This is a genomic window from Colwellia hornerae (assembly GCF_007954355.1).
GTDB classification, from domain to species: Bacteria; Pseudomonadota; Gammaproteobacteria; order Enterobacterales; family Alteromonadaceae; genus Colwellia_A; species Colwellia_A hornerae.
On the sequence record NZ_VOLR01000025.1, the window covers coordinates 25144 to 40151 of the forward strand.

The following is a 15008-nucleotide window of genomic DNA, read 5'->3' on the forward strand; positions in this document are numbered from 1 at the left end:
AGCGGCCTCATCAGCTAAAAGTTATAGATCTTTTATGTTGTTAAGATAATTTTTGTAGTTAGACTTTTTATCTTCGAATAACTTCAGTAAATCTAAAGTGACAAAAATACCATGTTGCTGATCGCTATTAGTGGTTAAACCAAAAGAATAAGTATTGTTTATGTGAAACATAACCCCGTGAGATACCGACTTAACTGAAACTCTATCGGCGTAGGTAGAAACGACTGAAAGTCCCAAAGGTATCTTTAACTGCCAGTAATTAATTCCCGCCCATTCGATAGCAAGTGCTTCTTTCATCTGTTCGCCATGGTCAGCATCAACACTATAATGCATGATAATAGAGGGATGCAGAGCAAAGTACTGTTTATTGGGCGGAGGAAGTAAACGGTTTTCTTTTAGCTTATCTTGGTAATACCAAGTATTAATGGCTAAATCTATAAAAGTTTGCGAGCGCGAATTTTCAAAATAATTTGCCCATGCGGTGTTCTTTAAAGCTATGTTTATACCTGCTTTTGAATTGGCATATTGATAAGAAGATTCAAAAGGAGCAACAATTGCTTTATACAAATTATCAAAGAGGATCCTACAATTTTTGGGACCATAATCCTTACAGTCGACATTATCTAAAACTGCAATTTCATCATTATTGTACTTGAGATGATATTTTCCAGTTTGGGTGTTTTTTGAGGCATTAATATTTTTAGGGTACGACAATGTGATTAACGATTCATAAGCATTATTAATGATCAAGTCACTATCGACACCAAGTTTTTCTAAGGGTTTGACATGAAAAGAGAGTTTTTCCTTCCAGTTAATAAACCAAGCCTTCATCGCTTGATCGACCTCGGAGCCATCAAAAAGTTTATTACATATTTTCAAAGAAATATCATCGACCCCCTCATACATATCAGTAAACAATGTCCCTTTTGCAGGCGTGCGTTCTTGACAAACAAGCTCTTGCGAAAAAGAACATAAAGATATCAAGGAAAGAAAAATACCCATCAATAAATATTTCATTGTTTATCCTCTTTGAAATATCGAATAAACCCGGTAATAGCTGTCACTAATCCCTTAATGTCAGCGGTAAAATTGCCTGTTTGTTGATAATGTTTAATTTTATTTAGCTCTCCTTGATAATGTTTAAATGCCTTATTAGCTTGTGTTTGCTCAGTCGAGCTGGGGTCGAAGTCATCGAGAAAAGCATAAAGTAAAGGATAAGATACTTTTGGATCTTCAATATAGCCTTTGATTGAATGGGTATTCTTGCGGCTAAATGCTTTGGTGACTATTTTTCGATATGCATTATCAAACGCTGCTTTACTTATCCAACGACCATTATTTTTAGGATCGAAGCGTCTAAATAGATCAAAAGCAATAGGGTCACACTCATGATAGATATTATAAAATTCATTCATTATTCCCCCAACACCGGGTTTAACAATAGATTGATAAGGTGAAGTTAAACCCGAGGCCCACGTGACTAAATCGCTAACATTAGCGAAACTCCAATAGGTAGATATTTGCGGTTGGCCAAGCGGTTTTTCATCGGGAAAGAGTTTATTTAATGAGTCATGCATTACTGACGTGCCAAGAGAATGCGTTAAAAAATGATAAGTCGTACCTGCGCCGTATTGAGCAAATATATTGACTAACTCTTTGATAACAAAGCCCCTAACGCTTTCACCAAATATAGACAAATACAGGATAACATCTAAGGCATGGGTATTTTCAAAGGTATCGCCACCCAAGTTGGCATCAATACCTATCAATTTATTCATTAAGTCAGGTGTATCGACACCCGCCAGCTGAGTTTTAATGAAGTGCTCAACCGTTTTACTGCTAGTTGAAATTTCCTTACGAATTTTTTCAAATAGATGATCATAACTAATGCTATGAATGATCAATTCATTTTCAATTTTTAGTTTTTTATAACTTGGGTACCTGGCTAGGGCATTGTTAATAGATTCAACAACCTCTTCTTTGAAAGAGTCAGAGGTGTGCATTCCAATGCCATGCATTAAAATTAAGACGGGCTTATCGCTCATTTTTTTCTCCAAATATCGACGTCAATGTTAAATTAAATAGACTTTGCGAACGTGAAGATTCAGCCAAGTAAAAAGGAAAAGCGCTATCCTAGCTAAGTCAAATTGAATCCATTTAAGTTCAGTAACCAACTATAGGTGCAGCTTATAAATTAAACAACAATACAGCACCATTAGTGCATGTTATATAGATTTTTTATAATAATCATAGCCTTAGCCGCTGACTGATTATCGCTTTGTTGAAGTGTACAATATCGCTATTTTGCGGTGAGTAATTCGCCATGCCCACTGATAAAAAGTTGACATGACTTTTACTTAAACGATGATTTGATCCTTAACGCGCCTGATAAATTTTATTCAGGGATAGCGCTATTAGTGGGATTTTTCACATGTATATCTAACCATTGATATTGTTCCCACAGCATATGGAGCAACGATTCTCTGGCTCGATAACCGTGTTGCTCATGGGGTAGCATCACCAAACGAGCATTACCACCCAGTCCTTTTAGCGCAGCAAACATTCGTTCTGATTGCATTGGAAATGTACCCGAATTTGGATCTTCTTTCCCGTGGATCATCAACATAGGCTCATTAATTTTTTCTGCATGAAAGAACGGTGACATCGATGCATAGGCGGGTTGCCCCTCCCAAAAACTACGCTCTTCTCCTTGAAAGCCAAAGGGCGTTAAAGTGCGATTATAGGCACCGCTTCTGGCAATACCCGCTTTAAACAAATCACTATGAGCAAGTAAATTAGCCACCATAAAAGCACCGTACGAATGACCCGCAATAGCAATTCGCTCTTTATCTGTAACGCCTTTTTCAACTAAAACATCAACAGCTGCTTGTGCACTTGCAACTAATTGCTCCCTAAAAGTATCATTAGGCAATTCACCATCAAAACCAACGATCGGCATTTTAGCACCTGAGAATACAGCAAAGCCTTGAGCTAAGTGCGGCATCGGTCCCCAATAACTCACGCGGACAAACTCATAAGGTGAATCAGAAACTTGGCCAGCAACTTCCTTGTCTTTATATTCTCTTGGATAAGCCCAAATTAAAGTGGGTAAAGGTCCTTGGCTTTTATCATAGCCGGCAGGTAAGTAAAGTGTGCCACTTAATTCCACGCCATCTTTACGTTTATATTTTAGCTTTTCTTTACTAATACCGACAAAGGCAGGTGTTGGATGCGGAAAATCAGTAAACTTTGTTAACGTATTTTTACTTAAATCACGGACAAAAAAGTTAGGTTGTTCGCTAATAGATTCTCGCAAGGTCATTACTTTACTGGCTTGGTCATTGAGTAATAAAACAACACGTTCATAGTAAGGCGCTTTTGATTGCCAGACCTTTGTTTTCTTTTTCGTACTAAAATCATATTGATTTAAAAAAGGAATATTACCTTGCTCAGAAGCGCCTCTGCCAGTTAAATAAACTTTATTATCGTTATCAAAGGTCTTAATAACCTCTAAACCAAATTGATTTCGTTCTTTAACAAAACGACCGGGGTCATTGTAACGATCATTATAAGAGCGCTCTTGAAAAAGTTCCATTTTAGCATTGGCGTTACTTGGGTTGAATTTCCATTGCCTGATTTGACGATCACTAAAACGCCAATCACTGATCATGGCGAAATTATTATTCCCCCAAGTTATATCATCGAAGCGACGTGCTACTTTTTGAAATACTTGTGGGCTATTTTTAAAAGGAGCGGTCCAGGTATAAATATAATCGTGGTAGTCGACCACTGTTTTCATATTGCCGCCATCTTGAGCTTCAGCCCAAACTAGCGTGGCAGCTACATCACTTCGCCAACTGATATCTCGTCGACCGGCTCGAACTGAATCAAATCCCTTAGGAATATTTTCTCCTGAAGCTAAATCAGCGACTTGGGTCACTAACTTACCCTTTACTGTCCATACTTGTGTTTCTAAAGGGAAACGACTGGCGGGTACCAAATAAGAAAAAGGCTTTTTAACTTGTGAAACTAGCAAATAGTGACCATCAGGTGAAATGTTAAAACCTTTCACCATACTGACTTTACCGAGCTTATTTATTTTACCGGTTAAGTTCATTTCAACTAATTGAGAACGCGTTAAAAACTCAAAAAGTGCTTCATCATATGGCGTTTTCAATAGGTTTGAATATGTTCTTACTGCGGCTTTTTTACCTGAGGTAGTTTGAATAACTGGCTCTATAGTCGCTTTAGACGCAAGAGGCTTATCGCTTGCGTTAGCAACTGTTAAACGTGTGTAAAAACCACTTGAATCAGGTTTCCAACGATATTTAGTACCGCCTAGCGAAGCATTAATTGTTTGCTTACTCACTCGCTTAGTTTTTTTCGTTTTGAGGTTATACTTCCATAATGTTAAACCTTGTTTATTTTCTAAGATAAAGGCTAAGTATTGAGAGTTAGGAGAAAAATTAACACTCATTATTTTTCCAGCGGGCAAGTCCTTAATCTCAATTTGTTTAGCGCCATTAACGCCTTTAAGACTAATCCCGGTATAACCACTGGAACGACTAGGTGCAAAGATATGGGCATTAATCCTTAATCCTGCGAGTTTTTCTTCAGCCTGAGCAAGCTCTTCAATAGTCTTAGCGCCAGGTCGAGCTAATAGCGCGACCCATTGTTTATCTGCCGAAATCATCACACTTGGTTGTCTTGGAGCATCAACAAGATCTGCAAGTTGCTTGGGGGGTGTTTTGAAGCCGCTATCAGCAAAAGCACTTTGGCTTAACATAAGCGTAATTAATATAAAAAGTATAGGTTTCAATTAGATATTTCTTTTCTTCGGTTGAAATTCTAATTTACAATACCATAGGTAATTTCAATTTTGTGGTCTTTATATCAACGTTTTATTTACAAAAAACCTATGGTCACAATAATTATTTTATAATTAAGCCAGAAACGTCCAATAGCACTTCAACTTAATCTTGCTTAGGTTACAATCTAGCAAGACATAAAAAACCAATCAATTCGTTCTAAGGAAATTCATGAATCAGTTACTACGTGCCGACGATAAAGGTACATCACTTTTTATTATCAACAAAAATAACTATAACGACTGGTTAAGCGAGCAAACTCAGCAAAACCAAGCATGGTTAGCCAATACTAATTATAAAGCTGAAGGTTTAGCGTTATTACCTAATACTCAAGGAGAGTTGTCTCTGGCGGTATTTGTTGTTGAAGATGCCCGACACTTCTTTGCCTGTGGCGAATTAATTAAGCAACTTCCTCCTGGTCAGTATTTGTTACACGCGACAGATGAACACCAACAAGCTATCTGTTTTTCATGGCTAATGGGTGCCTATAAGTTCGATCGTTATGTAACAAAAAACAAAAAAAATGATCCCCTGCCCTGCTTAGCCGTTAATAACAAAACCATTGTCGACAGCGCCATTAAATATGCCGAGGCAACCGCTTTAGTGCGTGACTTAGTCAATACACCAGCAGCTGATATGATGCCAATAGATCTTGGTGACTGTGCGCAAAACTTGGCTGATAGGTATCACGGTAAAGTTCAGCAAATTATTGGTGACGAACTGCTCGAACAAAATTATCCAACCATACATGCCGTTGGTCGCGCGAGTGCGCATGCACCTCGCTTAATTGACTTAACTTGGGGTAAGAGTCATCACCCAAAAGTAACCTTAGTCGGTAAAGGCGTTTGTTTTGACAGTGGAGGTCTCGACTTAAAACCTGCTGCTGGTATGCGTAATATGAAAAAAGATATGGGCGGATCGGCACATGTCCTTGGATTAGCTCAGTTAATTATGTCGCATAACCTCCCTATTAATTTACGCGTATTAATTCCCGCGGTAGAAAATGCGGTATCGAGCAATGCCATAAGACCGGGTGATGTTATTACTACACGCGCCGGTATTACCGTTGAAATTCACAACACGGATGCAGAAGGTCGCTTAGTATTGTGTGATGCTCTAACAGAAGCCGACACTGAACAACCTGATTTAATTATTGATTTTGCAACCCTCACTGGCGCAATGCGTGTTGCTTTAGGTACAGAATTACCAGGTTTTTTCTCAACAAGCGATGAAGTTGCCACAGGTATTACCCAAGCGGGTAGCAAAATTAGCGATCCGGTCTGGCGTATGCCGCTTTATAGCCCATACGGCGATTTACTGAAAAGTTCTATTGCTGATATGACCAATTGCGCCGCAATACCCTTTGGTGGTGCGATTACCGCAGCATTATATCTACAAGAGTTTGTTAAAAAAGACACTGATTGGCTTCACTTTGATGTGATGGCATTTAATATTAGAGCCTTACCAGGGCGTCCTCTTGGCGGCGAAGCTTTTGGTATTCGCGCCGTCTTTGATTACTTACAAACCAAGTATAAATAACCAATTAAAGCCAACATACCATAAAAATTAATAACTGCGGTGCTTTTGCGCCGCCATTATTCATAAATGTCTGTTGCTATCAAAGCTAGTTTTTATTGACACTTTCCCATTTTTCTACCGGTACCTCAATCAACAATACCTTGCTTTTTCATGAACTGAGTACCCCACTGAACCATCAACAAAAAAAGCCACAATATTCAAAATAACACTTGATCTAAATCAATAAAGGTTTAAACTTTCAGAAATTACTGAAAGTTCAGAAGACTTAATTATGATTATGACAGCTAAAATTGAATCGTTCGTTATGCACTGTGGTGAAATGGGCAGTCGCTGGGGCTTTAACCGCACTGTCGGTCAAATGTATGGTTTATTAATTATCCACAATGATTCACTCACTGCGCTACAAATATCAGCAGCCCTTAACATTTCTCGCGGTAATGTCAGTATGGGCATTAAAGAATTACAGTCTTGGCGCTTAGTTCAAGTACAACATAAACCCAAAGATCGCAAAGAATATTACTCACCTGCTGGGTCTATCTGGGAAATGGCAATTCGTGTCTTTGAAGAGCGTCGCAAACGTGAGGTTGACCCTACTCTGTCACTATTACGCGATAATCTTTTAGATGAACCCGCTAATCCTCAAGAACAATATGCACAGCAAAAAATGCATGAGATGCATGACCTACTTGAAACTATTACCCATTGGGCGTCAGAACTACAAAGTATGAGCCCAGAAAAACTTAATACATTGATGAAACTTGGTGCCGGTGTCAGTAAAGTTATTGATATAAAAGATAAACTTTTAAACAAAAACTAAATTGTCACTTTGACTTTTTTAAAGCTCCCCCATTAATGTTATAAAAATTGTCATTTTAAACGTTAAACCCATTGATACCAATAGTATTTTTAGGGTTTATGGAGTAAATCATGTTAGAAACCTTAATGCTTTCACGCATCCAATTTGCCGCTAATATTAGCTTTCATATCCTGTTTCCAACAATAACCATCGCACTGAGCTGGTTTTTGTTTTATTTCAAATTACGTTTTGACCAAACCAATGATCCTATCTGGATGCGGGCCTACCGTTTTTGGGTCAAAATTTTTGCCCTTACCTTCGCAATAGGTGTGGTTACCGGTATTACTATGTCGTTTCAATTTGGCACTAACTGGCCAAAGTTTATGGAAACCGTCGGTAATATCGCCGGGCCGTTATTAGGTTATGAAGTACTCACCGCTTTCTTTTTAGAGGCTGGCTTTTTAGGCATTATGTTATTTGGTATGAATCGAGTTTCGGCTCGAGTACATACGTTATCAACGTTAATTGTTGCTTTTGGTACCAGTTTATCGTCATTTTGGATCCTAGCACTTAACTCTTGGATGCAAACGCCTCAAGGTCATGAGATGCGCAATGGTGTCGCATTCCCCGTTGACTGGTTTGCTATTATTTTCAACCCGTCATTCCCTTATAAGTTATCTCATATGCTGGTTGCATCTGGGCTAACCGCAGCATTTTTAGTTGCAGGGATCAGTGCTTATCGCCTACTAAAAGGTGATAACAAAAAAGCACCACAATTAACGCTAAAAATAGCGTTAACAGTCGCTGCGGTGCTGGCACCGGTGCAAATATTGTTAGGTGATATGCACGGTTTAAATACCTTAGAACATCAACCACAAAAAATTGCCGCTATGGAAGGTATTTGGCATACCGAAAAAGGAGCACCGCTGTTATTATTTGCACTTCCTGATGAAGCGCAAAAAACCAATCATTTTGAAATAGCCGTTCCAAAAATGGCCAGCTTTATTTTGACACACGATTTTGATGGCGAAATTAAAGGGTTAAACGAATTTGAAGGTAACCACCCCCCTGTTGCACCAGTGTTCTTTGCCTTTAGAATCATGGTGGCTTTAGGTCTCTTGATGTTTATTGTCGCTTGGTTTAGTCGTTTTCAATTGTGGCGTAAAAAACAATTGCCCCCTTGGCTATTAAAAGTGCTGGTTGCGATGAGTTTCTCGGGTTGGGTCGCCACATTAGCGGGCTGGTATGTCACTGAAATTGGCCGTCAACCTTGGTTAGTTACAGGCATTTTAACGGTAAAAGATGCCGCGACAGATATAGCGCCAGCAAATGTAGGAATCACACTTACACTCTATTTGACTTTATATGTTGTCATTATGGTTGCCTACCTACACACCCTATTTACGATGGCAGGACGAGCGATTGAAATTGAAGAATTCAGTATCGATGAACAAGTAAAACCTGTTATTCACACACCTAGCAAAACAATCGAGGGATAAGTTATGTTTGAAGAAAATACCTTAGCGCTAATTTTTGTCTCATTAATGGGTTTTTCAATCTTACTTTATGCAATTTTAGATGGCTATGATTTAGGTGTAGGCATCATGCTACCGCTCGATCAAACAGACAATGCAGATACTATGATAGCTTCAATAGGTCCTTTTTGGGATGCTAACGAAACTTGGCTAGTCTTAGCGATTGGTTTATTGCTGATTGCCTTTCCTGCGGCGCACAGTTATATATTTAAAGAGCTCTATTTACCCACCGCGGTATTATTAATTAGTTTGGTACTGCGTGGGGTTGCTTTTGATTTTCGTGCTAAGGCAGCCTTTGGTCATAAACCTACGTGGAATAAAGTCTTTAAAACGGGCTCGTTACTCGCTTCTTTAAGCCAAGGTTACATGCTGGGTATGTATGTTATGGGCTTTGAAAGCACTGTTGCCGCTTATTTTTTTAGTGTACTTAGTGCCTTTGGAGTTGCGGCCGCTTATAGCTATATTGGTGCCTGTTGGTTAATTATGAAAACTGAAGGCGAGCTACAAATACAAGCAGTAGCTTGGGCGAAAAAATCAGGACTGATTTGTTTTATTGGTATTATAGCTGTTTCTTTTGTTAACCCGTTAATTAATCCAGGTGTTTATGAAAAATGGTTTACTTGGCCCAACACTTTACTGGTATTAACGTTACCGATAATTTGCTTTGCATTATTTATTTTTAGCCTAATACAACTAAAGCAATTACCTAAGATGAATGACAAAGGCTGTTGGCGACCTTTTGTTGCGGCAGTGATCATCTTCACTTTATGTTTTTTTGGTTTAGCCTTTAGTTTTTTTCCATATATAGTGCCTAACAAGCTGACTATTTGGGAGACAGCCGCGGCGCCTGAATCTTTGAGCTTTCTCTTATGGGGAACGTTAATTGTCGTGCCAGTAATATTTAGTTATACCGCCTTTTCTTATCGAGTATTTTGGGGCAAGGTACGAGAGCTGAGATATTATTAAGCGTTTATTGCTAAGAGTTGTTATCAGTTAAAAACCAGCGATAAGGCTGGTTTTTAACAAATCTAACTAGACTTCAGTTATAACACTAGGCGTTAATAGGCAAGCGCATTGGTCTTTTACCTAATATCGCCAATGCGTTTGCTACCGCTGGGGCAATAGTGGGTACGCCAACTTCACCAAAACCACCGGGTTCATTAGCACTTTCAAGCAATTTTACCTCAACAATCGGCGCTTCAGCCATTTTAATGATAGGGTAATCATGAAAATTGCTTTGTTTAACACCACCATTTTCGATATCACAACGGCCATACAGTGCCGCCGTTAATCCAAAGAGCACGCCACCTTCCACTTGTGCTATTGCTGAATCTGGGTTGACCACCACACCACTGTCAGTCACTATCCAAACACGGTGAACACGAGCTTGGTTATTTTGCAGTGAAACTTCAGCAACGGTAGCAACCATAGTGCCAAAACTTTTTTGTACAGCAACGCCCATCGCTTTACCGTCGGCGCTCACACCGTATTGCCAATTACACAGCTGCGCCACTTCCTTTAAGCATTTTGCATGACCATCGTTCTTATCAAGCAGTGCTAATCGATATTTAATGGGATCAGCCTGTGCTTTTTCAGCCAAGATATCGATAAAACTCTCGTTGAAAAATGCATGCTGGCTATTTTCGACGCTACGCCAAAAACCAATAGGTATAGGAGAAGGATGATTGGCAAACTGCACCTTGATATTATCAACATTATAAGGAGGCATAGAGGCTGGCGCACCACCTTCACTGCCATAGCTTGCCGATTGCCAGTAACGTGGCTTAGCATGTTCGTCTAGCTGTGCTGAAAATTTTGCCAGTACTGCCGGTCGATAAACATCTTGCCTAGTATCGGCCTCGCGCGACCAAGTCAGTTTAATAGGGAACTGGTATTTTTTCACTAAAGTGACAACTTCATCAATCCACATTAGCGGGTTGTCTTCACTCATGCTAAAACCAACACGACGACCAAAACCTCCTCCCATTGAGTGTGCATGAAAAACAACATCTTCAACGTCCATATTAGCGATTTTCGCCGCATGAACACGCGCATAAAGTGGATTTTGTACACCTGCAGCAACATGAAGCTTATCGCCTTCTAACCAAGCGCTCGCATTCATCGGTTCCATAGTAGCATGTGCTAAATAAGGTACCCAAAATTCAGCTTCAACCGTTTCACCGCTACCGCCTAATACAGACGCTATATCGCCAACACTGTGGGCATCACTCAACTTTCCTTGTAAACTTTCACGTTGAAAAGTTTCAATACTCGCTGAACTTAAATCACTATTTTGATGAGATACTGCCGTTATTTTTAAGGCTTTTACCGCTTGCTCTGCTCGCCAAGGATTATTAGCGATAACAGCAACAGATAGCCCCATATTTTCAACACCTAACACACCCCGCATCGAGGTGATTTCAGCTAAGTTATTAATAGTAGCAACATTAGCGCCAAAGACACCGCTGTGCGCAATAGCTGCATAGCGCATCCCTTCCACATGACGATCGATACTGTATTGTGTTTCAAGAAAAATTTTGTCAGGTAAGTCATGACGAGGCATTGCCTTACCAATAAACTTACGCTCACCTTTTGCACGAAGTGTGTAGTTATCAGGTACGTCTAAAGTTGCTGCATGCTCAACCAGTTCGCCATAACTCCAGCGGCTGTCGCCATCAACAACAAATCCAGCATCGGTCGTGGTATTAATGCTTGCGCCGTATTTATCGATGGCTGCGTTAATCAGCATTTGACGTGCGGCTGCAGCGGCTTCACGCATAACTTGCCAGCCAGTAAAACGAATAGAGGCGCTGCCTCCAGTCATTTGCATATTAAGTAAATCGGCTAGACGGTTAAAAGCATTGCTAGCAATATGCTCTGCCCAGGCTGGTGGCTTTCCAATCATTTCACCAACAAAGCCTTCAAAAACACCACCATTTGAAAATTCGCTGGTCGCAGGCGCAAGCTCTAGTTTGATTTGCTGCCAATTCAAGTCAAGTTCATCAGCTACTATTTGGGTTAAACCCGTACCGGCACCTTGACCAAGTTCAGTATGCGGAGAAAGTAGTGTAACGGTATTATCTTTGTTGATACGAAGCCACAAGTTGAGCAAGGTATCTTTGCTGTTGCCCTCTCGTTGCACACCAAGGCGATCATGCATGGCCAAATGTGTCCCTAAACCAATAACCCCTAGCGCTAATCCGCCGCCAATCGCTGCACCACCAAAAACGAACATCCGACGAGTAAGACTCATAAAGACATCTCCTTTGCTACATCAAGAATGGCCGCTTTAACTCGACTGTAAGTTCCGCAACGACAGATATTGGTCATTGCTGTATCGATATCGTCTGAACTTGGATTAGGCGTGCTCTTTAATAATGCCGCCGCTGCCATCATCATTCCTGACTGACAATAACCACACTGAGGAACTTGGTGTTTTATCCAAGCAGCCTGTAAGGCGTGCGGAGCCTCTTTTGAACCGAGAGTTTCAACCGTATTCACTTGCTTACCATGGGCTGCGACTGCTGGATACATACAAGAGCGAACCGCCTGATTGTCAATGTGTACCGTGCAAGCACCACATTGCGCTATGCCACAGCCAAACTTAGTGCCGCGAAGACCTGCTTCTTCGCGGATCAACCAAAGCAAAGGCATATCATCTTCGACATCAAATAATTGTTCGCGGCCATTAAGGTTAATCGAAATCATAAGGTTTCCTTGCTAAAAGATTATAAAGGGGGATAAAACAACTCCGCTAAAATTAATCGACAAGATTAATCTGCGAAATAAAAACGTGTGGCTATGGTATATGGGCTAGCGACGATACGCGCAACCTCATAAAAGTGATTGACGTTTGTTCAATAAAGTAAATATTATGTTGCTTTCTATTTTGAGTCAATAATTACCTTATAACCACTAAATTTCTTAGAGAACAACGACTATTGGTTGTTTAATATCATTAGATTCTGGCTGTTTATTTGAGTAAGTAAGGTATTATTTCATTGAAGATAGTGCCGATAAGCTTACTTTAATATCTTGTAAAGCATGCCTTGAAATTAACGATATCCTCTCCCTTTATTAACAACGACCTGTGATAAATTTAACTATTGATTAAGGAAGTGCAGATAGTTTTAGACCGAACTAGGAGATTAACAGCAATAAATACCTGATATTTTTTGCCCACTAAAAGGTAATGTTAATGTTAATTTTAACGGTTAACTTTTAATTGAAAAATATAGACTAAACGCTTCTTCTCTTCGGCTGAACATATTCTAAAGTAGCTGAAAGTAGAGATTAAGTGCTATGGCGCCTTGGCCATAGCACTAACGCGTTCAAAACTAGTTGTTGGTCAACATTATGTTTTTAAAATTATATCAGCTAGGCAGGGGTAAATAAGGACCTGATTCTTTGTTTATAAGAACTTACTATATCAACCCGCTTTAAAGCCGATTCTAAAGCCTCCCCAATGTTTGCCATTGACAAAAATGGGTGCGGAAACATCATGCATGATTTCCCCGGTATCGCGCTTATAGGTTTGTAATAAAAATTTATCTGTGTGTTTTCCACAGCGAATACCTGTGGGATCATTAAATAAACGTTTAGTGCGATTATTAATAACATCTATTGCTTGATTACCGGTTAGCGGTTTTGAGAAACATTGGTTATGCGTAGGAAAATAACCATTAATATCGACAGCGCCTGCGTAAATCATGTTAGAGAATTCTACTAATAAAGGTTCTTGAATGGCGGGTAGATGTTGGTCTGTGAATTTATCAAAGCCGGTGGTAAATTTTTTCGGCTCGGAAAGTCCCAAAGGTTTATAATTAAAATCAAATAACTGTAGTTCTGTTATCTCATTATTTTGAATACTTTGTTCAAATAATTGACCAATTTTACTGGCTGTATACTGCGCCTGACTGCACATATTGCTTATTAAAGTCTCACTAGAAAAAGAAGATATATGCACAAATATTGACTCGGTGCCATTGGACAATGTCGTCGCTTGTTTTGATACAGACTTAGTTTCGTGGCTTTTATCCACTAAAAAGTCATGTAAATTTATAATAGCGGAGGAAATTTCATTAGCGGCTAAGTCTTGTTCTTTTAAAGCGTGACTTATCTGATCACTCGCGCCCGATGAATCAGCCATAAGCTGATCAATTTCTTTGAAACCATGTGATAAATCAGTCATGGTGATGACAACACTATCAGTTTTTTCAACAATCTCCGCTATTACTTGGGTTGTTTCAGTTGTTTCGTCACTAATTTGTTTAAGCATTTCACCTATTTTTCGAGTTGCATCAGCAGTTTTTCCTGCCAGTGCTCTGACTTCATCGGCAACAACAGCAAAGCCACGACCTTGTTCGCCTGCGCGAGCAGCTTCTATAGCCGCATTTAAAGCCAGTAAATTTGTTTGGCTTGATATGCCATCTATTACATCGGTAATACTCTGTATTTGCTGTGTTTTGCTGGCCAGTGATTCAATTTTTTTTGTCGCGCTACTAACCGCATGATGAAGCTCATTGACGGTATCAATGTTGTGGCTTAGCTTTGCTGAACTTGAGCTGCTAGCGGTCATTGCTAGACTCGCTTGCTCCGAGGCTAATGAGGCATTTTCATTTATTTGTTTACTGTTGGCCGACATTTCTTCTGCTGCAGTCGCTAATCGGTCAACATCTTCACTTGATATTTCTATTGCTTGGGCCAATTGATTTAAAAAGAAGCTTACCTCTGCAGAATTAATTGCTAATTCACTGGCGGTATTACCGATAGATTGGCCTATATTGGCAAGAGATTCTGTTGTTAAATTATCACGCTGCTTTTTTGTTTCGTCTTTTTTTATAGTATTATGTAAGCGGCTTATAACGATGAATACAGCAATAAAACTGACGATGGCTACACTCAATGAAGAAAGCAATACTGATGAAAAAGCCTTATGGCTAGCATACGCAATTAAAGTGATCATTATGGTAATGACTAATGAAACAAGCACTGATTTCTGTAATTTATTTTCCATATGACTACTCACTATAATATTACGTTATTGATATCAGACATAAGAGATAGTTAATTTGTCTTTAATAACTACATTAATACCTGATTATCAAACAATATGCACTGTAGACCTTAGTGTTATAAATACCATTGTATTACTGAAGTCTCACCGTTAACGTTTAGCACATCATAGTAAATATTTCCTGGTTCTAAAACTTTTCTCCTAAAATAAGATGGTGCACTTGGGGAAACCAGGTAAAAGACCCAACCAACCTT

General features: G+C 39.5%; 10 protein-coding genes. 4 read left to right on the top strand and 6 right to left on the bottom strand.

Annotation, left to right across the window (positions count from 1 at the left end; all coding sequences use genetic code 11):
• Positions 1-21 precede the first annotated feature (21 nt).
• The 3 genes from ESZ26_RS15570 to ESZ26_RS15580 all read right to left on the bottom strand — a co-directional run bounded on the left by ESZ26_RS15570 (position 22) and on the right by ESZ26_RS15580 (position 4786).
• Positions 22-1017, bottom strand: coding sequence for a hypothetical protein (locus ESZ26_RS15570; RefSeq protein WP_146800383.1), 996 nt, complete (start codon positions 1015-1017; stop codon positions 22-24).
• On the bottom strand, positions 1014-2045 hold the full coding sequence (locus tag ESZ26_RS15575) for a hypothetical protein (protein WP_146800384.1): 1032 nt from the start codon (positions 2043-2045) through the stop codon (positions 1014-1016). Before ESZ26_RS15575 ends, ESZ26_RS15570 begins: the two co-directional genes overlap by 4 nt.
• A 350-nt stretch (positions 2046-2395) precedes the next feature.
• Positions 2396-4786 carry an alpha/beta hydrolase family protein gene (locus ESZ26_RS15580; protein ID WP_146800408.1) on the bottom strand — a complete coding sequence of 797 codons (2391 nt, stop codon included), beginning with the start codon at positions 4784-4786 and terminating at the stop codon, positions 2396-2398.
• A 253-nt stretch (positions 4787-5039) separates the two neighbouring features.
• Here ESZ26_RS15580 and ESZ26_RS15585 point away from each other — a divergent pair, with 253 nt between their 5' ends.
• From ESZ26_RS15585 to ESZ26_RS15600, 4 genes are all read left to right on the top strand, one after another.
• Positions 5040-6407, top strand: coding sequence for a leucyl aminopeptidase family protein (locus ESZ26_RS15585; protein WP_146800385.1), 1368 nt, complete (start codon positions 5040-5042; stop codon positions 6405-6407).
• Between the two features lie 271 nt (positions 6408-6678).
• Entirely contained in the window at positions 6679-7224 is a 546-nt protein-coding gene (locus ESZ26_RS15590; RefSeq protein ID WP_146800386.1) for a GbsR/MarR family transcriptional regulator, read from the top strand.
• A gap of 110 nt (positions 7225-7334) precedes the next feature.
• Complete coding sequence (locus tag ESZ26_RS15595) at positions 7335-8702, top strand: cytochrome ubiquinol oxidase subunit I (protein WP_146800387.1); 1368 nt, start codon at positions 7335-7337, stop codon at positions 8700-8702.
• A 3-nt stretch (positions 8703-8705) separates the two neighbouring features.
• The gene (locus ESZ26_RS15600; protein ID WP_146800388.1) at positions 8706-9704 is read left to right on the top strand and encodes a cytochrome d ubiquinol oxidase subunit II; all 999 of its coding nucleotides are present in this window, start codon (positions 8706-8708) and stop codon (positions 9702-9704) included.
• An 85-nt stretch (positions 9705-9789) separates the two neighbouring features.
• Here the strand turns inward: ESZ26_RS15600 and ESZ26_RS15605 are convergent, their stop codons facing one another.
• The 3 genes from ESZ26_RS15605 to ESZ26_RS15615 all read right to left on the bottom strand — a co-directional run bounded on the left by ESZ26_RS15605 (position 9790) and on the right by ESZ26_RS15615 (position 14754).
• Entirely contained in the window at positions 9790-11991 is a 2202-nt protein-coding gene (locus ESZ26_RS15605) for a xanthine dehydrogenase family protein molybdopterin-binding subunit (RefSeq protein ID WP_146800389.1), read from the bottom strand.
• Positions 11988-12446 (bottom strand): (2Fe-2S)-binding protein, encoded by a 459-nt coding sequence (locus ESZ26_RS15610; protein ID WP_146800390.1) that lies wholly within the window; start codon positions 12444-12446, stop codon positions 11988-11990. The genes ESZ26_RS15605 and ESZ26_RS15610 overlap by 4 nt, the downstream gene beginning before the upstream one ends.
• A gap of 721 nt (positions 12447-13167) precedes the next feature.
• On the bottom strand, positions 13168-14754 hold the full coding sequence (locus ESZ26_RS15615; protein ID WP_146800391.1) for a methyl-accepting chemotaxis protein: 1587 nt from the start codon (positions 14752-14754) through the stop codon (positions 13168-13170).
• Positions 14755-15008 lie beyond the last annotated feature (254 nt).